Here is a 20,469-nt window from a genome sequence, read left to right on the forward strand (position 1 = left end):
CTACTCCACGGTAACGCTCTTGGCCAGGTTCCGGGGCTGGTCCACGTCCCGACCCAGGAGGATGGCGATCTCGTAGGCCAGAAGCTGGAGGGGCACCACGCTCACCATGGGGGCCAGAAGCGGATGGATCTCGGGCACATAGAGCACGTCCTGGGCCAGCTTCCGAATCTCTTCGTCTCCTTCGCTGGCGATGGCGATCACCTTGCCGCCCCGGGCCCGCACCTCCTGGATGTTGGAAAGGGTTTTCTCGTAAAGGGGCCCCTGGGTGGCCAGGACCACCACGGGCAGATGTTCGTCGATAAGGGCGATGGGCCCGTGCTTCATCTCTCCGGCGGGGTAGGCCTCCGCGTGGATGTAGCTAATCTCTTTGAGCTTCAAGGCCCCCTCATAGGCGGTGGGGGCCTGCACGTGCCGGCCCAGGAAGAGGAAGTCCTGGGCCTGGTGGTACTTCTCCGCCAGATGGGCGATGAGGGGGCGCTTTTCCAGGACCTCCTCCACCAACCGGGGGAGCTTGCGCATCTCCTTAAGGAGGCGCTGGGCTTCTTCCTTACTCAGGGTCCCTCTTCTTCGGCCAAAGTGGACCGCCAGCATGGCCATGGCGGCCAGCATGGCCGTGTAGGCCTTGGTGGAGGCCACCCCGATCTCGGGGCCCGCGTGGATGTAGAGGACGTCCTCCACCTCCCGGGTGAGGCTGGAGCCCTTGGCGTTGATCACCCCCAGGGTCCTCGCCCCCTTGGCCTTGGCCTCCCTGAGGCCCTCCAGGGTGTCGATGGTCTCCCCCGATTGGCTGATGGCGATGGCCAAGGTCTTAGAATCCACCACGGGGTCCCGGTAGCGGTACTCGCTGGCCACGTCCCACTCCGTGGGGATGCGGGCTAAGGCCTCCAAGAGGTACTTGCCGTACCAGCCGGCGTAGGCGGCGGTGCCGCAGGCGATCACGTGGATGCGTTCTATGGCCTTGGGGTCCAGGCCAAGGCCCAGCTCCACATCCCCTTCCTCCTCCCTTAGGCGCCCTCCCAGGGTGTTTTCCAAGACCCAAGGTTGCTCGTAGATCTCCTTCAGCATGTAGTGGGGGAAGCCCCCCTTCTCGGCGGCCTCGAGGGTCCAGTCAATCTCCACCACCTCGCGGGTCAGGAGATTCCCCCCTAGATCCCTGATCTCCACCCCTTCCCGGGTGATCCGGGCCAGGTCCCCGTCGTGGAGGAAGATCACCCGGCGGGTGTAGGGAAGGAGGGCGGGCACATCCGAGGCCAGGAAGTTTTCCCCCTCCCCCAGGCCGATCACCAGGGGGCTCACCGTGCGGGCGGCCACCATCTCCTCATGGTCCTCGTGCACCGCCACCACCGCATAGGCGCCCCGCACCTCCTTTAGGGCCTCCTTCAGGGCCTGGAAAAGGTCCCCTTGGTACTTCTCCTCTATAAGATGCGCCAGGACCTCGCTGTCGGTTTCCGAGGCGAAGCGGTGCCCCCGCATTTTTAGAGCTTCCTTGAGCTCCAGGTAGTTCTCAATGATCCCGTTGTGGATCACGGCGATCCGGCCATCCTCCGTGGTGTGGGGGTGGGCGTTGGGATCGGTGGGGGCCCCATGGGTGGCCCAGCGGGTGTGGCCGATGCCCAAAGGTCCCTCCAGGCGTTCTTCTTTAAGGGCTTCTGCCAGGGCGGAAAGCTTCCCCGAGCGCTTGGCCACCCTCAGCCCTTCCGGGGTCCTTACCGCCACCCCAGCCGAGTCGTACCCCCGGTATTCCAGCCTTCTAAGCCCGTCCAAGAGCACATCTGTAGCGTTCCGAAAACCGATATACCCCACGATTCCGCACATATGGCACCCATTCGGGCGGCAAAGGGACCACCCGGTCGTCGCTTCCTTGGCGCCCTGCCCCTCGGTTGTCCCCAGCGGGGCTTTCCCTTGGGGCTTTTCCCAGGCGGGCGGGGCGGGCACACCCCGGGCGGCATCCGCGGATTCCTCGACCTTTCCCGGTTTCCCGGTTATCCCCTTTAGGGGTCCGCCACCTCGTCAGGCCGCTATGGGCCCCCTGCGCTTCCCGCCTTCCCCCTTCCCTTTGCTAGTTTCGCCCTTCCTCCCACCCCCTCCTTCGGCGGAGTATAGCAAAACCTTAAGGCCAGGAGGCTTGACAAGGTCTGGGTGAGGCTTTTATGATAACGGCGGACGCAAGGCGGAAAAGGTTTTTGCTGAGCACGTCTTGCGTCCGGGAAAGCGCCCTTTGGGGAGGAAACGCGGAAACTCGCCCAAAATGGCGCTTCCCGAAACCCTAAAGGGGGTGTAAGGAAGTATGAAGAAAAGGCTAGTCATGCTACTGGCGGGGCTTTTGACCGTGCTCTCTATGGGCTTCGGTCTGGCCCAGTTCTCCGACGTGCCCGCCGGCCACTGGGCCAAGGAGGCGGTGGAGGCCCTGGCGGCCAAGGGGATCATCGTAGGTTTCCCCGATGGCACCTACCGGGGCAACGAAACCCTCACCCGTTACCAGGCGGCCCTCATCATCTACCGCCTCTTGCAGCAGATCGAGGAGGAGCTGAAGGCCAAGGGTGAGTCCCCCACCATGGAGGCCATGGCTCCTGAGGACCTCGAGGCCCTGAAGAACGCCGTGCAGGAGCTGGCCGCTGAGCTGGCCGCCTTGGGGGTGCGGGTCTCGGCCCTGGAGGACAGCGCCGCCACCAAGGAGGACATCGCCCGCCTCGAGGCCATGATTGAGGAGCTCAAGGCCATGCCCATGCCCGAGCCCGGCATGGACGCCGCTGCCCTCCAGGATCTGGCCGACCGGGTGGAGGCCGCCTCCATCGCCGCCGACACCGCCTTGGCCCAGGCCCAGCAGCTGGCCGAGCAGCTGGAGGCCTTGGCCCAGGATGTGGAGGGGGTGAAGGGCGACCTGGCGGCCCTGGGCACCCAGGTGGAGGCCAACGCCCAGGCCATCCAGGCCCTGAACGAGCTCGCCGTCCTCCTCAACCAGGATGTCCTGGCCCTGCAGGACCGGGTTACCGCGCTGGAGAAGGGCTTAGGGGAGCTTCAGGGCGTGGACTTTGAGCAGTTCGCCACCAAGGAGGACGTGGCCGCGGTGCAGGAGTTCGCCGCCGCCCTCCGCTCCGACCTGGTGGGCCTCTCCGAGAAGGTGTCCAAGCTGGAGGGCACCGTGGGTGATCTCTCCGGCAAGGTGTCCAAGCTGGAGCGGAACGCCTTCACCATCAGCGGCAGCCTGAGCTTGAGCTATGGGGCCTTCGCTGGTTCTGGCACCCAGTTTGATATTGACCGGGTCTTCTCTTCCAACTTCTCCACAGGTGACGGCAATGGCAACGGGCTCGTGGTGGATGAAGTGGACCTTGGAAAGAATGCTGAGGGCGAAACCGCAGCCAAGCTTAGCCTAACCCTCAAGACCAACGCCCTGGACGCCAAGTCCAGCCCTGGTGGGTACAACGTCTATCCAGGGCTTGTGGGCTTCAGCCTGACAGGTTCCATTAGCAACCCTGTGAAGGACACTACGTACCCCCCCCTTGACGTTACCGTGGACGCGGTGTCCACCACCCTGGCGGTGGCCAAGGACCAGTCCTTGTCCTTCACTTTCGGCCGGACTGTCAAGACTAAGTTCAGCGAGTACGTGTTTGACAACGACGGCGTAAGCTACGGCCACGGCCTGGTGGCCACCTACAAGCCGGGCATTTTGGGGGCCACGCTCACGGGTGTGTACGCTTCCAAGCTTGGGGCTAACGGGGATAACCTCTATGCTCGGGGTGTGGGCCTGGCGCTTTCGCCGGTACAAGGCTTCTCCCTGAAGGGTGCCGTGGTGCAGCAAGGCGGTGATATCCTGGGCGGCGGTGTGGGGGCCACTACGGTTTACGGGGTGGGCGCCGATCTGGCCCTTGGCCCCGTGGCCCTTTCCGGCGAGTACTTCTCCTCGGATGCCGCGGCTAACGCCAACGGCTACTACGTGAAGGCCAAGGCGGAGCTGGGCCCGGTAGCGGTGGAGGGGAACTACCGGAGCATTGGGGCCGACGTGACGCCCGCCAACATGCTCTCCTACGATGCTCTCCCGGGTAACGCTGCCAATGCGGCTCCCTTCCATGCCGATCAGCAGGGTTACGGAGCTAGGGCTACCTTGTCCTTGGGCGCCATCAGCCTGGGTGGCTTCTACGACACCTACACTGGCACGGGGGCTCGCACTGCCTATGGGGCCGAGGCAGGCCTGAAGCTCTTTGCCGGCTTTAGCCTGAGCGGCTACTACCGGGTGGCCGATGCGGGGAACGATGGGACCCCGGATGACAGCGCTGACAAGGAAACCGCTGCCACGAGCAACTATGCATCCTCGGGTAGCGATTACACCCAGTACGGCGCCAAGCTTAGCCACGATGGCAAGGCGGAGGACGCCCTGATCAAGGGCTTGAACCTCACGGCCACTTACGATGTGCGGCCGCAGTTTGTTCCTGGGGCCAAGACGGATATCGCCGCGTATGGGGATTTCTCCCTTTCCTTGGGCATCCTGAAGGCCACGCTCCTTGGGCGCTACCACAGCCAGGATGTGAGCGGTGCCCCGGCAAGCAGCTACACCACGGTCAAGTACGGGGTGAAGGCCGAAACCGAGGCCCTGGCCATTCCCTTAAAGCCCAGCCTCTTTGGGGAGTACGCGGCCCGCACCACCACTGGGGGCACCGCCAACAATGCGGAAACCAAGTACGCCCTGGGCCTCAAGCTCAACGAGTTCCTCTTCCCCAACTCCAGCTTTGAGGCTAAGTACGGTTCCTACGCCGCCACGAACGTGAGCGCCATACTTGTGGGCAACGCGGAGAACGCTTGGGACCCCAGCGTGGACTTCCTCTACGACAAAAATGTGAACGTTGCTGGCGTTAACGGCAGCGTCACCGGCTTCTACCTGAGCTGGAGCTACTGGGACCTCGTCCTTTCCTACGCTGACTTCGTGGTGGACAATAACGGCAGCCCTGAGCACGGTCGCGGCTTCAAGATCAGCTACACCGTCAAGTTCTAAGCCCCTTGCTTCCCTGGGCCCCCTGCCCCCTGGGCGGGGGGCTTTGCTATGGTAGGGGTATGCCCTTCCGCTACCGGGGCCCAGAGCCCAAAGGGGACCAGCCCAAGGTCATCCGGGAGCTGGTGGAGGCCCTTAGGGATGGGGAAAGGTTCCTCACCCTCCTGGGGGCTACGGGCACGGGGAAGACGGTGACGGTGGCCAAGGTGATCGAGGCCCTGGGGAGGCCCGCCTTGGTCCTGGCCCCCAACAAGATCCTGGCGGCCCAGCTGGCGGCGGAGTTTAGGGAGCTATTCCCGGAAAACGCCGTGGAGTACTTCATCAGCTACTACGACTACTACCAGCCCGAGGCCTATGTGCCGGGGAAGGACCTCTACATTGAGAAGGATGCCAGCATCAACCCCGAGATTGAGCGCCTACGGCACTCCACCACCCGTAGCCTCCTCACCCGCAGGGATGTGGTGGTGGTGGCCTCGGTGTCCGCCATCTACGGCCTCGGGGACCCCCGGGAGTACCGCGAGCGGAACCTGGTGGTGGAAAGGGGGGCCCATTACCCCCGGGAGGCCCTTTTGGAGAGGCTTTTAGAGCTTGGGTACCAGCGGAACGACATCGACCTCTCCCCGGGCCGCTTCCGGGCCAGGGGGGAGGTGTTGGAGATCTTCCCCGCCTATGAGACCGAGCCCATCCGGGTGGAGCTTTTCGGGGACGAGGTGGAGCGCATCTTCCAGGTGCACCCCCTCACCGGGGAGAGGCTTAGGGAGCTTCCCGGGTTCGTGCTCTTCCCCGCCACCCACTACCTTTCCCCGGAAGGCCTGGAGGAAATCCTAAAGGAGATTGAGAACGAGCTATGGGAAAGGGTCCGCCACTTTGAGGAAAGGGGGGAGGTGCTCTACGCCCAGCGCCTTAAGGAGCGCACCCTTTACGACCTGGAGATGCTCAGGGTCATGGGCACCTGCCCCGGGGTGGAGAACTACGCCCGCTACTTCACCGGCAAGGCCCCGGGGGAGCCTCCCTACACCCTCCTGGACTACTTCCCCGAGGACTTCCTGGTTTTCCTGGACGAGTCCCACGTGACCGTGCCCCAGCTTCAGGGCATGTACCGGGGGGACTATGTGCGCAAGAAGACCCTGGTGGACTATGGCTTCCGCCTGCCCAGCGCCCTGGACAACCGCCCCTTGCGCTTTGAGGAGTTCTTGGAGAAGGTGCCCCAGGTGGTCTTCGTCTCCGCCACCCCGGGGCCTTTTGAGCTGGAACATTCGGGGCGCATCGTGGAGCAGATCATCCGCCCCACGGGGCTTTTAGACCCTTTGGTGGTGGTGAAGCCCACGGAGAACCAGATCCTGGACCTCATGGAGGAGATCCGGGAGCGGGCGGCAAGGGGGGAGCGCACCCTGGTCACCGTCTTGACGGTGCGCATGGCGGAGGAACTAACCGCCTTTCTTCAGGAGCACGGGATAAGGGCCCGCTACCTGCACCACGAGCTGGACGCCTTTGAGCGCCAGGCCTTGGTGCGGGACCTGCGCCTTGGGCACTTTGACGCCCTGGTGGGCATCAACCTCCTGAGGGAGGGGCTGGACATCCCCGAGGTCTCCCTGGTGGCCATCCTGGACGCCGACAAGACGGGCTTCTTAAGGAGCGAGCGGAGCCTCATCCAGACCATCGGCCGGGCGGCCAGGAACGCCAGGGGGGAGGTCTGGCTCTATGCGGACACGGTTTCCGAGGCCATGGAGAAGGCCATCCGGGAGACCAACCGGAGGAGGGCCCTGCAGGAGGCCTACAACCGGGAGCACGGCATCGTCCCCCAAACGGTGCGCAAGGAGGTTAGGGCCATCATCCGCCCCGAGGAGTATGGGGAGGCGCCCTTGGAGGCCCTGGAGGCGGAGGACCTGAAGGAAAGGATCGCCGAGTTGGAGCTAGCCATGTGGCAGGCGGCGGAGGCCTTGGACTTTGAGCGGGCGGCGAGGCTTAGGGATGAGCTACGGGCCCTCGAGGCCCGCCTTCAGGGCCTTCCTGCCCCAGAAGCCCTTCCGGGAGGCCGGAAGCGGCGGAGAAGGCGCTAGAGGAGGAGCACGGGGTTTTCCAGGTAGAGGGCCACCCGTTCCAAGAGCTTCCGGGCGATGGGGGCCTCGAGGCCCGAGGCCGCCAGGAGGCCTTCTGGGGAAAGGAAGAGGCTTGGCTGGCCGGTGTGCACCTCCTCCTCCCCCGCGAAGCAGAGAAGCCCCTCCCCTGCCTCCCCCTCCTCCTGGCGGAAGAGGGCCAGGAAGCTCCCCAGTGGCCTTAGCCCCAAGACCCTTTCCCCCTCCACCTTGCCAAGGAGGGGCCTAAGGGGTAGCTCCAGCTCGGATAGGGCCCGTTCCGCCGCCTTGAGGAGGAAGGGCAGGGGGTTTTCGGGAACCCCGTGGACCCTCTGGAAGGCCTGAAGGGCTTGCCTAAGCCCCTCGGGAGGGAAGGGCAGGCGGTACACCCGGAGGGAAGGCGTGGGGGAGGTGGGGAGGCCTGGAGCTGGGATAGGTGGGGGGATGGCCGCGGCCAAGGTGGGTTCTGGGGGCTTGGCCTCCTCCCCTGGGGCCGGGGGAGGCCCGGGGGGAAGGAGGTCCTCCTCTTTGGCCTGGGCGAGGGTGGGCTCCTGGGAGGGCGCTTCCTCCAGCTCTTCCAGGGCCTCCAGGGGCTCTAGGGGAGGGGCTTCCTCCTCGCCCCTAAGAAGCAGGTCTTCCAGCTCCTCTTCCGCCTCCTCGAGGGGCTTTAGGAGGGCTTCCTCCCCTTGGTCTTCGGGGAGGAAGGGGGCCTCCTCCTCCACGGGGGCAGGGCTGGGTTCCTCGGCCAGGAGGAGATCCTCTTCCAGGTCTAGCTCCAGGTCATCCAGAAGGGCGGGCTCCAGGTCCAGCTCCTCCTCGGCCACCTCCTCCACCGCCAGGGTGGGGGCCTTGGGTGGGGTGGGGAGGACGTCCTCCAGGTCCACCCCTTCCCGGTCCAGGACTTCCTGGACCCGCTTGAGCTCCTCTTCCGGGGGCAGGGGCGGGGCCTCTTCCGGCATGGGGGGCAACTCCACCTCCCCGGCCATCACCTTGGCCAGGAAGGCCAGGATGTCCCGCTCCACGATGGTGCCATCGGGACCAGTGCCCTGAAGCCTGCGCCAGTCTATGCCGTTCTCCTCGGCCAGACGCCGGGCCAGGGGCGTGATCTTGGGTTCGGCCATCTTGGCCCTATGATAACAGGGTGGAAGCTGCGTTCGCCCAACTCCTGGTGGAGTACTGCCTCGAGGCCCAGGAAGGGGAGGCCATTTTGGTGGAGGCGGAGGTTCCGGCCTTGCCCCTTCTGCCCCATTTGAAGAGGGCCTTCCTGAAGCGGGGGGCCTACCCTCTTTTCCGCATCGGCTACCCGGGGGAGGGGCGGGATTTCCTCCTCCACGGGGGGGCTTGGCTGGAGCGGATACCGGAGGTGGAGCGCGCTCTTTATGAGAAGGCGGACAAGTTCCTGCGCATCCTTTCCGCGGAAAACCCCTTGGAGGGAGCCTCCCTGGACCCCAGGCTTGCCCTCAAGCACCAGCGGGCCTGGCAGCCCCTTGCCGAGCTCCGCTTAAAAAAGCCCTGGGCCCTCACCCTCTACCCCACGGTGGGCTACGCGGTGGGGGCGGGGATGGGTACGGAGGAGTTCCGGGAGTACTTGAAAAGGGCCTTGTTCCTGGACCGGGAAGACCCCGTTGCCGCTTGGAAAGCCCTTGCCCGCTTCCAAGAGGCCTTAATCCAGAGGCTTGCCCAAGGAGAGGAGCTTCGCATCCTGGCCCCGGGAACGGACCTAAGGCTTTCTGTGGCAGGCAGGCGATGGATCAACTCCGATGGCCGGCGCAACATGCCCTCGGGGGAGGTGTTTACCGGCCCCCTGGAGGACTCCGCCGAGGGGGAGGTGCGCTTTAACCTGCCCGCCTACGTGGGGGGAAGGCGGGTGGAAGGGGTCTACCTGCGCTTCCGGAGGGGCGAGGTGGTGGAGGCCCGGGCGGAGGTGGGGGAAGCGTACCTGCGGGCGGCCCTGGCCACGGATGAGGGGGCCAGGCGGCTTGGCGAGGTGGGGATCGGCACCAACCTCGGCCTCACCCGGCCCACGGGCCTCATCCTCCTGGACGAAAAGATGGGAGGCACCGTGCACCTGGCCCTGGGGCGGAGCTACCCGGAAACGGGCGGGAAGAACCAAAGCGCCCTCCACTGGGACCTGGTGCTTTCTTTGGGGGAAGGAAGCCTTCTTTTGGACGGAAAACCCGTGGTGGAAAAGGGGCGCTTCCTGGGAATCCCCGAGCCCCATCCCCTGGCCCCCTAGAGGTCCTTGCGTTCGAAGACCAAAGCGGCCAGAAAGGCAAAGCCCAGGGTGTAGATAAAGAGGAGGGGAAGGCCGAGCCCTGCGGCCTGGGGCCTCAGATGCAGGTCCAGGTAGGTGGTGAGGAGAAAGGGGGTAAGGGCGGGGAAGGCCACCAGAAGCCGCATGAGAAGAAGCGTGGCCACCGCCGCCAAGGCGCTGGCCGTGGTGGAGAGGAAAACCGTGGCGTAAAGGAGGGCCAAGGCAGCGAGGGGCAATAGGACCATCCCCGCCAAAAGATGGGCGTGGAGGAGCTCGCCTAGGGCCTGCTGGGCGCTCAGGAAGCCCGTGCCGGCAAACCCCCCTTGTCCGAGCCCCGTGCCCCCATAGAAGCCACCTAGCCCATGGGGTAGGCCCGCCATGAGGCTTCCCAGGAAGCTTGCGCCGAGGAGGGCAAAGGGGTAGAGGAGTACCGCCAGGAGCTTGGCCAGGAGCAGGGCGGTCCGGGGCAGGGGCCTTAGGAGAAGGCTTTTTAGGGTACCCTGGCTTATCTCGCTACCCAAGGATTCGCTGGCGGCCATGACCACCAAGAAGGGAAAGAGGAACTCCATCCCCGCCAGGAGGCTTAGGGAGACCACCTGCCAGCCCGAGGCCAGGACCAGGCCATAGACCTCCTTAAGCCCTGGAGCTAAGGCCCAGAGGAAGGGGAGGAGGAAAGCGGCCAAAAGGCCAAGCCCTACAGAGCGCAGGCGGAAGAGCTTAAAGAGTTCAAAGACCACAAGCCTAAGCATGCTTCACCCTCTCTTGGTAGTAGGTCATCAGGTCAAACCCCTGAGGGTGTAAGGCCTTGACCCGGTAGCCTTCCCGGAGGAGGGCCCTAAGGGCTTCCTCCGGGTTCCCCTCAAAGAGAATGGCCCTTCCTTGCAGGCGGGGATGGGTAATCCCAGGCAGGGTCCTGAGGAGGGCCAGGGCACCCTCCAAGGGCTCGGCCTCCAAGCGAAAGACCTCCCGCCCCTCGAGGCGCACCTCGTCCAAGAGCCTGCCCCCGCCCAGGATGCCCACCTTGTGGGCGTAGCGGCTTACCTCCTGCAGGTGGTGGGTGGAGAGAAGGACCGCCACTCCTTCCTGGGCTAGCTCCTCGAGGAGGCCATGGACCAGCTCCACCCCTTCGGGGTCCAGGCCGCTGGTGGGTTCATCCAGGACCAATACCTTGGGGTGGTGCAGGATGGCCGCCGCCAGGCCCAAGCGCTGCCTCTGGCCTAGGGAGTAGCTACCCACCTTCTGGTCGGCCACGGCCAGCAGCCTAAGCCGGGCCAGCACCTCGCTGATGCGGCCTTCGTCCTTAATCCCTGCCAAGTACGCCTGCATCCTCAGGTTCTCCCGGCCCGTGAGGTAGGGGTAGAAGGCCGCTGGCGCTTCCACCACTGCCCCCAGGTGGCGCCGGGCCCTGGGGTTTTGGTGCACGTCCTCCCCCAGAAGGTAGGCCCGGCCCTGGCTGGGAAAGGCCAGGCCCGCAACCAGGCGGATCAAGGTGGTCTTTCCCGAGCCGTTGGGCCCTGCTAGGGCATAGACCTCCCCGGGGCGCACGGCTAGGCTTATGTTTTCCAGGATGGGCTTCCTCCCGTAGCGTTTGCCCAAGCCCTCTAGCCTTAGGGCATCCATGGGTGCTATACTACCCAAGCCCCCGGTCCAGCGCGACGGTCCGGGCGTGAACCGGGTCAGGTCCGGAAGGAAGCAGCCCTAAGCGCCACGGGTCGGGTGCCGCTGGGTAGCCGGGGGCAGTTATCCACAGGGTTATCCACAGGGCGCAAGCCTTTTCCGGCAGGGGACTCGAGCCTATGAATTTCCTTTAGGACGGGATTCTTCCTCACCTTTCCCTTTGGGATTGGATACGGACCACGCCCTTTTCCACAAGCCGGGCCACTTCCTCCTCGGTATAGCCTGCCTCCCGTAGCACCTCCTCCGTGTGTTGCCCCAAAAGGGGCGGGGGTAGGGAAGGTTTTGCGGGGGTGCGGGAGAGAAAGCGCAAGGGGTTGGCCAGGGTGGGCAAGGGGCCCAAAAGGGGGTGGGAAAGGCTCCAGATGGCCCCCCGGGCCTGGGCCTGGGGATCTTGGAAGGCCTCGGCCAAGTCGTTGACGGGAGCGGCGGGGGTACCTGCCTCCTTGCACCTTTGGAGCCAGTAAGCCCGGGGATGGGTCCTGAGAACGGCAGACAGGGCTTCCACCACTTCCTCCCGGGCCTCCACCCTCTCTGCGTTGGTGGGGAACCGCTTTAGCAGGTCGGGTAAGTCCAGAGCCTGGCAAAGCCTGGCAAACTGCTCGTCGTTCCCCACCGCTAAAACAAGCCAGCCGTCTGCGGCGGGAAAGGCCCCGTAGGGCACGATCTGGGCGTGGGCGTTGCCCAGGCGCTTAGGGGGCTTTCCCGTGAGGAGGTAGCTTTCCCCCAGGTTGGCCAAGGCGAAGAGGCCCACGTCAAAAAGGGAAAGGTCTATGTGCTGGCCGAGGCCGCTCCTTTCCCGCTCCAAAAGGGCGGCAAGCACGGCCACCCCACCCATCATGCCCGTCATCACGTCAATCCAGGCCACCCCCACCTTCATGGGGGGGCCCGCTGGCTCCCCGGTGACGGACATGATGCCGGTATAGCCCTGCAAGGCGGCGTCGTACCCGGGTTCTTGGGCCCTGGGTCCCGTGTGGCCGAAACCGGTGATGGAAAGGTAGACCAGGCGGGGGTTTAGCCCTTTAAGGCTTTCGTAATCCAGACGGTAGCGCTTCAGATCCCCGGTTTTGAAGTTCTCCACCAAGACATCGGCGCCTTGGGCTAACCTCCGCACCACCTCCTGGCCCTCTGGGGTTTTCAAGTCCAAGGCCAAACTACGCTTTCCTCGGTTCACGGAGAGGAAATAGGCGCTTTCCCCCTGGACAAAAGGGGGTCCCCAGCCCCGGGTTTCGTCCCCCCAGGGGGGTTCCACCTTGATGACCTCGGCCCCCAGGTCGGCCAGGATCATGGTGCAAAGGGGGCCTGCCAGCACCCGGGAAAGGTCCAGCACCTTGATGCCGGAAAGGGGTCGCATGGGAGCATCATAAACAAGCTATATTGGTGGCGTGGGCCGGGCTTTAGGGCATCTTTTGGTCTTTTTGGTTCTCCTTTTCGTCCTCCTTCCCTTCCTCTGGATGACCTACGCTGCCTTCATGCCCAAGGAAGCCGTGTACTCGGGGGAACTGTTCTCAAAGGTGGGTTTTAGCCTGGAGAACGTGCGGGGCTTGGCGAAGGAAGGGTTTTGGAGCCGGCTTTTCTTTTCCATGACGCTTTCTTTAGGGGTGGTCCTCCTTCAGCTCCTCACGGCCCTTTTGGCCGCTTACGCCCTGCGGGCTGGGCTTGGGCTTTTGCCCTTTTACCTGGTGCTTATGGCCGTACCCGCCGAGCTCCTTTTGGTACCCCTTTATGGCATCCTCAAGGGGCTTTCCCTTTTGGATACCGCCCTTGCCCTGGCCCTACCCTTTGCCGCTAGCCCCTTCGTCATCTACCTGGTCTACCAGGCCATGCGGGCGGTACCCGAGGAGCTTTTGGAGGCAGCCCGGCTGGATGGGGCGGGGCATCGGGTGCTTCTTTTCGGGATCCTTTTCCCCTTGGTGCGGCCCACCCTGGTGGCGGCTGGGGTCTTGGCCTTCGCCGCCCACTGGAACCTGGTACTCTACCCCAGGGTCATGGTTTCCGACCCCAGGTTTTGGACCCTGCAGACCTGGCTTACGGACCTGCAGCGCAAATACCCCACGGACTGGGGCCTTCTTTCCGCCGCTGCCCTCTTCTCGGTGCTTCCCATCGCCCTTCTCTATTTGCTCTTTGAGAGGCGGGTGGTGGCCACCTTTGAGGAGGGGCTTAAGGGCTAACGTGCTATCCTGAGGGCTAAAGGGGGTGCAAGCCATGCGGGCCCTTTTGGCGGTTTTGGCCCTGGCGTTGGCCGGCTGTCTGCCGGTTGCGGTTTTGCGCACTCCGGAGCCGGTTTCCGGAAGGAGCCTAGCCTTGGGCCTGAGTGCGCTGGGGCTGGAAGGAGGTGTGGCCCTTCTTCCCTATGCTGCCTACGCCGAGGGCAACGGCCAGACCGAGTATAACTTTTCCGTCCAGATGGGCTTCAGGGCGGGGATCAAACAGGCCTTGGCCCCCGGGCTTTCCTTAGATATGGGCCTGACCTTGCCTCCCGTGCTGGGGGGGGATGCGGTGCCCCTGGCCCTGGACGCGGGGCTTTTACTAGGGCTAGGGGGTGTCTACCTTTCTCCTAGGGTGCACTGGGTTGGATTCCAGTCCCAGAATACGAGGGTGTCGGGCCTTCTCTACCAGGCCACCTTGGGCTATGCCGAGGAGGGGTTCTTAGGAGAGGGGAGCGTGCTCTTCAATGCCCAAGAGGGGGCAGTGCTTTTCGTGGTTTCCGCGGCCGTGCGCCTTTAGGGGGTAGGTATGCGGGTCTTGGCGGCTTTGATCCTGTTTGTGGCAGGGTGTGCCCCTGTAGCTGTGCTTCGCCCGCCGGATCCGGTGCAGGGGCAGGTTTTCACGGTGGGAGGCAGTGTTTTCCCAAGTCCCCAGGGCCAGTATCCGGTCTGGGCCGTACCCTACCTGGGATACGCAGGAGGGGATGGAACGTGGGAGTTTAACTTCTCCATCCAGTGGAGCGTTAGGGTGGGGGGAAAGCTCAAACTGGCCCCAGGGCTGAGCCTGGATGGGGGGCTGAGCTTCCTGCCGGGCTCGGATTCTTGGTTTGGGGATGTGGATGTGGGCCTAGTCCTGGCGGTGGACCGGCTCTATTTCTCTCCTCGCCTTCATGCGTTGGCCGCTAGGGATCAATCCCGCTCCCGTAGCGACCTTGCCTTCCAGGTGAGCCTGGGCTACTGGGGGGAGGGCTGGGCCGTGGAGGTGGGCTACGGCCCCTGTGGCTATTGCCAGATGGGTTGGGATTATAGCCGCTTGCACCAGGGGCCCTACGTGGCCTTGGGCCTCACCTTCGGAACCTCTCCCTGAGGGCCTTGAGCCTCTCCCGCACCCTTTCTTCCCAGCCTTCCCCCGTGGCCTCAAAGAGGAGGAGGTCTTCTAGCCCCTCCGGTAGGTAGCTTTGGGCGAAGCTTCCCTCCTTGTCCTCGTGGTAATAGGCGTAGCCTTTGCCGTGGCCAAGGGCCTTCTGCAAACCGGTCGGAGCGTTCCTCAGATGTAGGGGCACGGGAGCGTGAGGATGGCTCTGGGCTGCCTCCTCTGCTTTCTTCCAGGCGGTGTAAAGGCTGTTGGACTTGGGGGCCAGGGCCAGGTAAACGGTGGCCTCCACCAGGGCCAGCTCCCCTTCCGGGCTTCCCAGGGCCTCGTAGGCCTCCTTAGCCGCCACCGCCAGGCGCAGGGCCAAAGGGTCCGCCAGGCCCACATCCTCCACCGCCACCCGGATGAGGCGGCGGGCCAGGTAGAGGGGGTCGGCCCCGGCCTTAAGAAGCCTGGCCAGGTAGTAGAGGGCGGCGTCCACGTGGCTTCCCCGGAGGCTTTTGTGGAGGGCGGAGACCAGGTCGTAAAACCCATCCCCGCCCTTGTCCATGGCGAAGCGCTCGGCGCCCAGGGCTTCCCGTACGGTCCTTACGCTTACCTCTCCCAAGGAGGCGGCCAGCTCCAGGGTGTTAAGGGCGAAGCGGGCGTCGCCGGCGGCGGCCTGGGCCAGGAGGTGGAGGGCTTCCTCCTCAAAGGGGGTTCCCGGGAGGCCCCTAGGGTCGGTGAGGGCTTTCTGGAGAAGGGCTAGGAGGTCTTCCTCGGAGAGAGGCCTTAAGGGAAAGAAGCGCAGGCGGGAGCGGAGGGCGGGGGTGAGCTCAAAGGCGGGGTTTTCCGCGGTGGCCCCGATCAGGGTGAGGAGGCCCGACTCCAGATGGGGCAGGAGGGCGTCTTGCTGGGCCCGGTTGAAGCGGTGCACCTCGTCCAGGAAAAGGACCAGGCTCCTTTCCTTTCTGGCCCTTTCCACCGCCGCCCTTATTTCCTTGAGCCCCGCCTCCACCGCAGAAAGCCGGAGGAAGGGCTTGCCCACCCCCTCCGCCAGGATCTGGGCCAGGGTGGTCTTGCCCGTGCCCGGCGGGCCGAAGAGGACCATGGAGGAAAGCCTTTTCCCCTCCAGCATCCGCCTTAAAAGCCCCCGGGGCCCGGTGAGGTGGGGCTGTCCCAGGACCTCGTCCAAGGAGCGGGGTCTAAGGCGCTCGGCCAGGGGTTCCATCCCCTTCATGCTAAGGCGGGCGTAAGGGGAGGCATGGTAGTCTTGGAAGGAGCATGCGCTGGCTTTTCCTCCTGCCGTGGGGCCTTTTCCTTTTGGGGCTTCTTCCCCTGGCCCTGGCTGAGCCCCTGGGCCAGGTGGAGCGGGGGCTTGGGCTTCTCTTTTCCGGTCTTCTCCTGGCGGCTAGCGGGAGCTTGTTTTCCCGCTTCCCCGTGGCCTTTTCCGTGCAGTTCTTCTTGGTCTTGGGTCTGGGGCTTCTTTCCTTTCAACTGGCCTTGGAAAGCGCCTTGGCGGTCACGGCCCTCGAGGCCCAGGGCTACACCGCTTTGGGCGGTGCCCTGGGGGCCTTGGCCCTGGCCATGGCCTTCTTCCTGGGCACGGGGCGGGAGGCGCCCCTTTTGCCTGCCCTGGAGGGCATGGGTTCCCAGGAAGACCTGCGCCGCCTGGCCGGGGCCCTGGAAGGCCTGGCCCTCAGGCGCCCCCTGGTGCTGGTTTACCTCTCCACCTCCGCCTCCCCTGAAAGGCTGCAGGCGGAGCTTCGCCGGGGGGATCTGGCCTTCCGCCTGGAGGGGGGGTACCTCTTGGTGCTGCAAGGAAGCCAGCCTGAGGATGCCGCCGGGCTTATGCGGAGGCTTAAGGAGCGGTTTCCCCTCTTAGCCTATGCGGTGGAGCGCTGGCAGGGGGGGAGCCTGGAAAGCGTGCTGGCCCGCCTCGAGGCGGAGGCCCTCCTCCAGTCCTGATCCTGTGGTGTAACCGGCAGAGGTTACACCAGCGCCAGGGTGTACGGGTTTTCCCTTTACCTTGCTCCCTTTGACCTCCAAGGCCCTTACCCTTAGCCTCAGGGAGGTCAAGATGGAACAGGCCAAGGAGATTAGCCAGGCGTGGCAGGAAGCCCTGGAAACCTACGGAGAGCGGGAAGAGGAGTAGGGGTTAAGGTTAAGGCAAAGGGGGCCGGGTTTAAAGAACCTGGCCCCTGCTTACTTCCCCACCAAGCGCTTCCGCTTAGAGGGGTCCAGCACCTTCTTGCGCAGGCGTAGGCTCTTGGGGGTGACCTCCAAAAGCTCGTCCTCGGCCAGGAACTCCAGGGCTTCCTCCAGGGAAAGCCGCCTTGGGGGCACCAGGCGGATGTTCTCGTCGGAGCCTGCTGCCCGGATGTTGGTGAGCTTTTTGGCGGTGGTGACGTTCACCTCCAGGTCGTTTTCCCGCACGTGTTCCCCCACGATCATGCCCACGTAGACCTCGGTGCCCGGCTCAATGAAAAACTGCACCCGCTCCTGCAGGCGGTTGAGGCTATAGGCGGTGGCCACCCCCGCTTCCATGGCCACGGCGCTACCCGTGGTGCGGGTGGGGATGGGGCCCGCCTCGGGGCCGAAGCCGTGGAAGGTGTGGCTCAAAAGCCCCTCTCCCCCGGTGAGGGAAAGGAAAAGGCTTCGGAAGCCAAAAAGGGCCCGGGCTGGGACCACGAACTCCGCCCTTACCCGCTCGCCCACCTCCATGTGGACCATTTCCGCCCGCCGGGCCCCCAGGGCCTCCATGACGCTTCCAAAGCGGTCCTGGGGCACCTCCACCACCAAAAGCTCGTAGGGCTCGAGGCCATCCTTGGTGAGCACCCGGGGCTGGCCCACGCTGAACTCGTATCCTTCCCGGCGCATGGTTTCCAGGAGGATGGCCAGGTGGAGCTCTCCCCGGCCCCTAAGCTCAAAGACCTCGGGGGCGACTTCCTCCACCTGGAGGGCCACGTTGGTGCGGAGCTCCTTAAGGAGGCGTTCCTTCAGCTTCTGGCCGGTCACGTGCACCCCCTCCCGTCCGGCAAAGGGGGAGGTGTTGGCGGTGAGGGTGAGGGCCACGGTGGGCTCGTCCACCTTCAGGCGGGGAAGGGCCTCTCGGGTCTGGGGGTCGGACAAGGTATCCCCGATCTCCACCCCTTCCACCCCCGCCAGGGCCACGATGTCCCCGGGCAGGCTCTCCGCCACCTCCACCCGCTCCAGGCCCTGGTGGGTGTAGACCGCCACCACCTTGGCGGAGAGGGCTTCGCCCTCTTTCAAGATGGCTATGCTTTCCCCCTTGCGCACCCGGCCCCGGGCCACCTTGCCGATGGCGATGCGCCCCAGGTAGGGGGAGTGGTCCAGGTTGGCCACCAGAAGCTGGAAGGGCCCCTCCTCCCACCGGGGCGAGGGGATGTGCTGGAGGATGGTTTGGAAAAGCTCGGAGAGATCCTCTTTGGGTTCCTCCCGCCAGGCCCGGCCATCCCGGCCGATGGCGTAGAGGTAGGGAAAGTCCAGCTGCTCCTCCGTGGCCCCCAACTCCACCATGAGGTCAAAGGTGAGGTTTAGGACCTCATCGGGGCGGGCTTCCTTCTTGTCCACCTTGTTGAGGACCACGAGGGGCTTGAGCCCAGCCTCCAGGGCCTTCCTTAGGACGAAGCGGGTCTGGGGCATGGGGCCTTCGGCGGCATCCACCAAAAGGAGCACCCCGTCCACCAGGGAAAGGGCCCGCTCCACCTCCCCGCCAAAGTCCGCATGGCCGGGGGTGTCCACGATGTTGATCTTCACCCCATCCCAGACCACGGCCGTATTCTTGGCCAGGATGGTGATGCCCCGCTCCTTTTCCAGGTCGCCCGAGTCCAGGATCCGCTCCCCCTCTTCCTTGGCCAGGGCCTTGGCCTGGCGAAGCATGGCGTCCACCAAGGTGGTTTTCCCGTGGTCCACGTGGGCAATGATGGCGATGTTTCTAATCTCCATGGGCGCACCCAATCCCCCCACTCTACCATGCGGGGGCGCGTAGGATAGGGGCATGGAGCTAGGGGCGGGGGGTGTGGTCTTTAACGAAAAGGGGGAGGTGCTCCTCCTCCGCGACCGCATGGGCTTCTGGGTTTTCCCCAAGGGGCACGTGGAGCCAGGGGAGGTCCTCGAGGAGACCGCGGTGCGGGAGGTCCTGGAGGAAACCGGGATAAGGGCCGAGGTCGTGGCTCCCCTCTTTCCCACCCGTTACGTGAACCCCAAGGGGGTGGAGCGGGAAATACACTGGTTTCTCATGCGGGGGGAGGGGGAGCCCCGCCTGGAAAAGGGGATGAGTGGGCTCGGTTGGTTTAGCCCGGAAGAGGCCCGAGCCCTCCTTTCCTTTCCCGAAGACCTGCGCCTTTTGGAGGTGGCCCTTGAGCGTTTACCGCTTTGAGGACAAGCTTCCCCAGGTGCACCCCACCGCCTTCATCGCCCCCGGGGCTTACGTGGTGGGGGAGGTGGAGGTGGGGGAGGGAGCTTCCATATGGTTTGCCGCCGTGGTCCGGGGGGATTTGGAGCGGGTGGTGATTGGCCCGGGAAGCAATATTCAGGATGGCGCGGTTCTCCACGCCGACCCCAGCTTTCCCTGCCTTTTGGGGGCCGGGGTTACCGTGGGGCACCGGGCGGTGGTCCACGGGGCGGTGGTGGAGGAGGGAGCCCTGATCGGCATAGGGGCGGTGGTGTTGAACGGGGCTAGGGTGGGGCGGAATGCGGTGGTGGGGGCGGGGGCGGTGGTCCCTCCCGGAATGGAGATTCCCGAAGGGAAGCTGGCCGTGGGGGTCCCGGCCCGCATCAAAGGGGCGGCGGAGCCTCCGGGAAACGCCCCCAGGTATCGGGCCTTGGCGGAACGCTACCGCCAAGGGCTTTCCCCCCTGGACCTTCCCCGCCGCTACCGCCTCACCCTGCGGGGGCAGGATGCCCTGAACCCCTTTAGCGAACTGCATCTTCGCCTGAAGCGCACCCGAAAGGAGGTCCTCGAGGTCCTGAGGCGGGCCTCCCAAGGTTTCCCCCTGGGCCCGGAGGAGGCCCTTCCCTTGGTGGAGGACGGGTTTCTCTCCCCCGAGTGAGCCCGGGGCCACATAGGGTGGGGATTCAAGGTGGCAAGATGAAGCGCAAGATGGTGGAGATAGAAGAAACCGGTTTGACCTTTGAAACGGAAGTGGACCTGGAGCACCTTCAGAGGCTCTCGGCTGAATGGCTGGAGGTGATCGGGGAGGATCCTTCCCGCCCGGGCCTCCTGAAGACGCCAGAGCGGGTGGCCAAGGCCTGGGCCTTCCTCACCCGAGGGTATCGGCAGGACCTGAAGGCCATCATAAACGAAGCCGTATTCCCGGCTGAGGGTAGCGAAATGGTGGTGGTGAAGGGCATCGAGTTCTACTCCATGTGCGAGCACCACCTCCTGCCCTTCTTCGGCCAGGTGCACATTGGCTATATCCCAAATGGAAAGATCCTGGGGCTTTCCAAGTTCGCCCGCATCGTGGATATGTTTGCGAGAAGGCTTCAGGTGCAGGAGCGCCTGGCGGTGCAGATCGCCGAGGCCATCCAGGAGGTCTTAGAGCCCCAGGGCGTGGGCGTGGTGGTGGAGGGGGTTCACCTCTGCATGATGATGCGGGGGGTGGAGAAGCAACACTCCCGCACCACCACCAGCGCCATGCTGGGAGTCTTCCGGGAAAGCCAGAAGACCCGGGAGGAGTTTCTAAGCCACTTGAAATAGCCCCTCCTGCGCGGGCAGGAGGGGCCAGGGGGCCTATGGTGGGTGGCCTATTCCGGGACTTGGGGCGGTGTGGGCGCCTCGCACCCAGGCACGGCCATCTGGGGGGTTAGGCCCTCTACCACCACGGGGATTTCCGCATCCCCCACCCCTTCCACGTGGATCCGTAAGAGACCGCTTTCTGCCCCCTGGGGCACCTGGAACATCAAGGTGGCTGGGTCCTGGGCTTGGGTGATCTCAGGGTTTTCTTCCCGTAAGCCCGGTGGGAACAGGGCGTAGTTGGTGCCGGCATCCCAGTCGGCTTGGGAACCAAAGGTGTTGCCCTTGAGGGCCATCCAATCCCCAGCCCGCACCTTGCACCCTGCCACCACATCGGGCGCCACCGACTGGATTTGCAGGTTGCCCGAGGTCTTGATCCCCTGGGGAGCTGAGCAGGCAGCCAAAAGTCCCAGCAGCAAAAGAAGGGCTGTTTTCCTCATGTTGC

Annotated in this window: 19 protein-coding genes and 1 other RNA gene; 12 read left to right on the plus strand and 8 right to left on the minus strand. The window is 64.7% G+C overall.

What is annotated here, in order from left to right:
* Positions 1 to 1,815, minus strand: coding sequence for a glutamine--fructose-6-phosphate transaminase (isomerizing) (glmS, locus tag DK874_RS06530; RefSeq protein WP_114313207.1), 1,815 nt, complete (start codon positions 1,813 to 1,815; stop codon positions 1 to 3).
* Between the two features lie 472 nt (positions 1,816 to 2,287).
* Here glmS and DK874_RS06535 point away from each other — a divergent pair, with 472 nt between their 5' ends.
* Together DK874_RS06535 and uvrB are read left to right on the plus strand one after the other, a co-directional pair.
* Complete coding sequence (locus DK874_RS06535) at positions 2,288 to 4,987, plus strand: S-layer homology domain-containing protein (protein WP_114313208.1); 2,700 nt, start codon at positions 2,288 to 2,290, stop codon at positions 4,985 to 4,987.
* 59 nt (positions 4,988 to 5,046) lie between these two features.
* On the plus strand, positions 5,047 to 7,044 hold the full coding sequence (gene uvrB / locus DK874_RS06540; protein ID WP_114313209.1) for an excinuclease ABC subunit UvrB: 1,998 nt from the start codon (positions 5,047 to 5,049) through the stop codon (positions 7,042 to 7,044).
* On the opposite strand, the gene DK874_RS06545 is transcribed toward uvrB, so the two are convergent.
* Positions 7,041 to 8,180, minus strand: coding sequence for an E3 binding domain-containing protein (locus DK874_RS06545; RefSeq protein ID WP_114313210.1), 1,140 nt, complete (start codon positions 8,178 to 8,180; stop codon positions 7,041 to 7,043). The two genes, uvrB and DK874_RS06545, sit on opposite strands and share 4 nt — an antisense overlap.
* A 20-nt stretch (positions 8,181 to 8,200) precedes the next feature.
* On the opposite strand from DK874_RS06545, the gene DK874_RS06550 reads away from it, so the two are divergent.
* Positions 8,201 to 9,295, plus strand: coding sequence for an aminopeptidase (locus DK874_RS06550; RefSeq protein ID WP_114313211.1), 1,095 nt, complete (start codon positions 8,201 to 8,203; stop codon positions 9,293 to 9,295).
* Here the strand turns inward: DK874_RS06550 and DK874_RS06555 are convergent.
* The gene (locus DK874_RS06555; protein WP_114313212.1) at positions 9,292 to 10,062 is read right to left on the minus strand and encodes a DUF2705 family protein; all 771 of its coding nucleotides are present in this window, start codon (positions 10,060 to 10,062) and stop codon (positions 9,292 to 9,294) included. The genes DK874_RS06550 and DK874_RS06555 overlap by 4 nt on opposite strands.
* Positions 10,055 to 10,933 (minus strand): ABC transporter ATP-binding protein, encoded by an 879-nt coding sequence (locus tag DK874_RS06560; protein WP_114313213.1) that lies wholly within the window; start codon positions 10,931 to 10,933, stop codon positions 10,055 to 10,057. Before DK874_RS06560 ends, DK874_RS06555 begins: the two co-directional genes overlap by 8 nt.
* A 19-nt stretch (positions 10,934 to 10,952) precedes the next feature.
* On the opposite strand from DK874_RS06560, the gene ffs reads away from it, so the two are divergent.
* Positions 10,953 to 11,053: signal recognition particle sRNA small type (gene ffs / locus DK874_RS06565), an RNA gene on the plus strand.
* 85 nt (positions 11,054 to 11,138) lie between these two features.
* Here the strand turns inward: ffs and DK874_RS06570 are convergent.
* Positions 11,139 to 12,341: a CaiB/BaiF CoA transferase family protein gene (locus DK874_RS06570; protein WP_114313214.1), complete on the minus strand. Its 1,203-nt coding sequence runs from the start codon at positions 12,339 to 12,341 to the stop codon at positions 11,139 to 11,141.
* A gap of 31 nt (positions 12,342 to 12,372) precedes the next feature.
* Between DK874_RS06570 and DK874_RS06575 the strand changes: the two genes are divergently transcribed.
* The 3 genes from DK874_RS06575 to DK874_RS06585 are packed head-to-tail and all read left to right on the plus strand — an operon-like array spanning position 12,373 to position 14,281.
* A complete protein-coding gene (locus tag DK874_RS06575) occupies positions 12,373 to 13,158 on the plus strand; it encodes a carbohydrate ABC transporter permease (RefSeq protein WP_114313215.1) in 786 nt (261 codons plus the stop codon).
* A 34-nt stretch (positions 13,159 to 13,192) separates the two neighbouring features.
* Positions 13,193 to 13,714, plus strand: a complete 522-nt coding sequence (locus DK874_RS06580) for a hypothetical protein (protein WP_114313216.1) — start codon at positions 13,193 to 13,195, stop codon at positions 13,712 to 13,714.
* A 9-nt stretch (positions 13,715 to 13,723) separates the two neighbouring features.
* On the plus strand, positions 13,724 to 14,281 hold the full coding sequence (locus DK874_RS06585; RefSeq protein WP_114313217.1) for a hypothetical protein: 558 nt from the start codon (positions 13,724 to 13,726) through the stop codon (positions 14,279 to 14,281).
* Here the strand turns inward: DK874_RS06585 and DK874_RS06590 are convergent.
* A complete protein-coding gene (locus tag DK874_RS06590) occupies positions 14,259 to 15,506 on the minus strand; it encodes a replication-associated recombination protein A (protein ID WP_114313218.1) in 1,248 nt (415 codons plus the stop codon). The two genes, DK874_RS06585 and DK874_RS06590, sit on opposite strands and share 23 nt — an antisense overlap.
* 44 nt (positions 15,507 to 15,550) lie before the next feature.
* Between DK874_RS06590 and DK874_RS06595 the strand changes: the two genes are divergently transcribed.
* Both DK874_RS06595 and DK874_RS11990 read left to right on the plus strand, forming a co-directional pair.
* Positions 15,551 to 16,234 (plus strand): hypothetical protein, encoded by a 684-nt coding sequence (locus DK874_RS06595; RefSeq protein ID WP_114313219.1) that lies wholly within the window; start codon positions 15,551 to 15,553, stop codon positions 16,232 to 16,234.
* Between the two features lie 61 nt (positions 16,235 to 16,295).
* Complete coding sequence (locus tag DK874_RS11990) at positions 16,296 to 16,421, plus strand: hypothetical protein (RefSeq protein ID WP_275887333.1); 126 nt, start codon at positions 16,296 to 16,298, stop codon at positions 16,419 to 16,421.
* 50 nt (positions 16,422 to 16,471) lie between these two features.
* Here the strand turns inward: DK874_RS11990 and typA are convergent, their stop codons facing one another.
* Entirely contained in the window at positions 16,472 to 18,235 is a 1,764-nt protein-coding gene (gene typA / locus DK874_RS06600; protein WP_114313220.1) for a translational GTPase TypA, read from the minus strand.
* Between the two features lie 52 nt (positions 18,236 to 18,287).
* Here typA and DK874_RS06605 point away from each other — a divergent pair, with 52 nt between their 5' ends.
* From DK874_RS06605 to folE, 3 genes are read left to right on the plus strand one after another with little or no spacing between them, the layout of a single operon-like run.
* Entirely contained in the window at positions 18,288 to 18,668 is a 381-nt protein-coding gene (locus tag DK874_RS06605; protein ID WP_114313221.1) for an NUDIX hydrolase, read from the plus strand.
* The gene (locus tag DK874_RS06610) at positions 18,649 to 19,341 is read left to right on the plus strand and encodes a gamma carbonic anhydrase family protein (protein WP_114313222.1); all 693 of its coding nucleotides are present in this window, start codon (positions 18,649 to 18,651) and stop codon (positions 19,339 to 19,341) included. The genes DK874_RS06605 and DK874_RS06610 overlap by 20 nt, the downstream gene beginning before the upstream one ends.
* Positions 19,342 to 19,379: 38 nt before the next feature.
* Complete coding sequence (folE, locus tag DK874_RS06615) at positions 19,380 to 19,988, plus strand: GTP cyclohydrolase I FolE (protein WP_114313223.1); 609 nt, start codon at positions 19,380 to 19,382, stop codon at positions 19,986 to 19,988.
* Between the two features lie 47 nt (positions 19,989 to 20,035).
* Here the strand turns inward: folE and DK874_RS06620 are convergent, their stop codons facing one another.
* Positions 20,036 to 20,464 carry a hypothetical protein gene (locus tag DK874_RS06620; RefSeq protein WP_114313224.1) on the minus strand — a complete coding sequence of 143 codons (429 nt, stop codon included), beginning with the start codon at positions 20,462 to 20,464 and terminating at the stop codon, positions 20,036 to 20,038.
* Positions 20,465 to 20,469: the final 5 nt, after the last annotated feature.

Origin of the sequence: Thermus caldifontis (assembly GCF_003336745.1) — a bacterium.
GTDB classification, from domain to species: Bacteria; Deinococcota; Deinococci; order Deinococcales; family Thermaceae; genus Thermus; species Thermus caldifontis.

Bases quoted from the DNA above. Each gene is read 5' to 3' on its own strand.
- glmS (WP_114313207.1), bottom strand. From the start codon at position 1,815: ATGTGCGGAATCGTGGGGTATATCGGTTTTCGGAACGCTACAGATGTG.
- DK874_RS06535 (WP_114313208.1), top strand. From the start codon at position 2,288: ATGAAGAAAAGGCTAGTCATGCTACTGGCGGGGCTTTTGACCGTGCTC.
- uvrB (WP_114313209.1), top strand. From the start codon at position 5,047: ATGCCCTTCCGCTACCGGGGCCCAGAGCCCAAAGGGGACCAGCCCAAG.
- DK874_RS06545 (WP_114313210.1), bottom strand. From the start codon at position 8,180: ATGGCCGAACCCAAGATCACGCCCCTGGCCCGGCGTCTGGCCGAGGAG.
- DK874_RS06555 (WP_114313212.1), bottom strand. From the start codon at position 10,062: ATGCTTAGGCTTGTGGTCTTTGAACTCTTTAAGCTCTTCCGCCTGCGC.
- DK874_RS06560 (WP_114313213.1), bottom strand. From the start codon at position 10,933: ATGGATGCCCTAAGGCTAGAGGGCTTGGGCAAACGCTACGGGAGGAAG.
- DK874_RS06570 (WP_114313214.1), bottom strand. From the start codon at position 12,341: ATGCGACCCCTTTCCGGCATCAAGGTGCTGGACCTTTCCCGGGTGCTG.
- DK874_RS06580 (WP_114313216.1), top strand. From the start codon at position 13,193: ATGCGGGCCCTTTTGGCGGTTTTGGCCCTGGCGTTGGCCGGCTGTCTG.
- DK874_RS06585 (WP_114313217.1), top strand. From the start codon at position 13,724: ATGCGGGTCTTGGCGGCTTTGATCCTGTTTGTGGCAGGGTGTGCCCCT.
- DK874_RS06590 (WP_114313218.1), bottom strand. From the start codon at position 15,506: ATGAAGGGGATGGAACCCCTGGCCGAGCGCCTTAGACCCCGCTCCTTG.
- DK874_RS06595 (WP_114313219.1), top strand. From the start codon at position 15,551: ATGCGCTGGCTTTTCCTCCTGCCGTGGGGCCTTTTCCTTTTGGGGCTT.
- typA (WP_114313220.1), bottom strand. From the start codon at position 18,235: ATGGAGATTAGAAACATCGCCATCATTGCCCACGTGGACCACGGGAAA.
- DK874_RS06605 (WP_114313221.1), top strand. From the start codon at position 18,288: ATGGAGCTAGGGGCGGGGGGTGTGGTCTTTAACGAAAAGGGGGAGGTG.
- folE (WP_114313223.1), top strand. From the start codon at position 19,380: ATGAAGCGCAAGATGGTGGAGATAGAAGAAACCGGTTTGACCTTTGAA.
- DK874_RS06620 (WP_114313224.1), bottom strand. From the start codon at position 20,464: ATGAGGAAAACAGCCCTTCTTTTGCTGCTGGGACTTTTGGCTGCCTGC.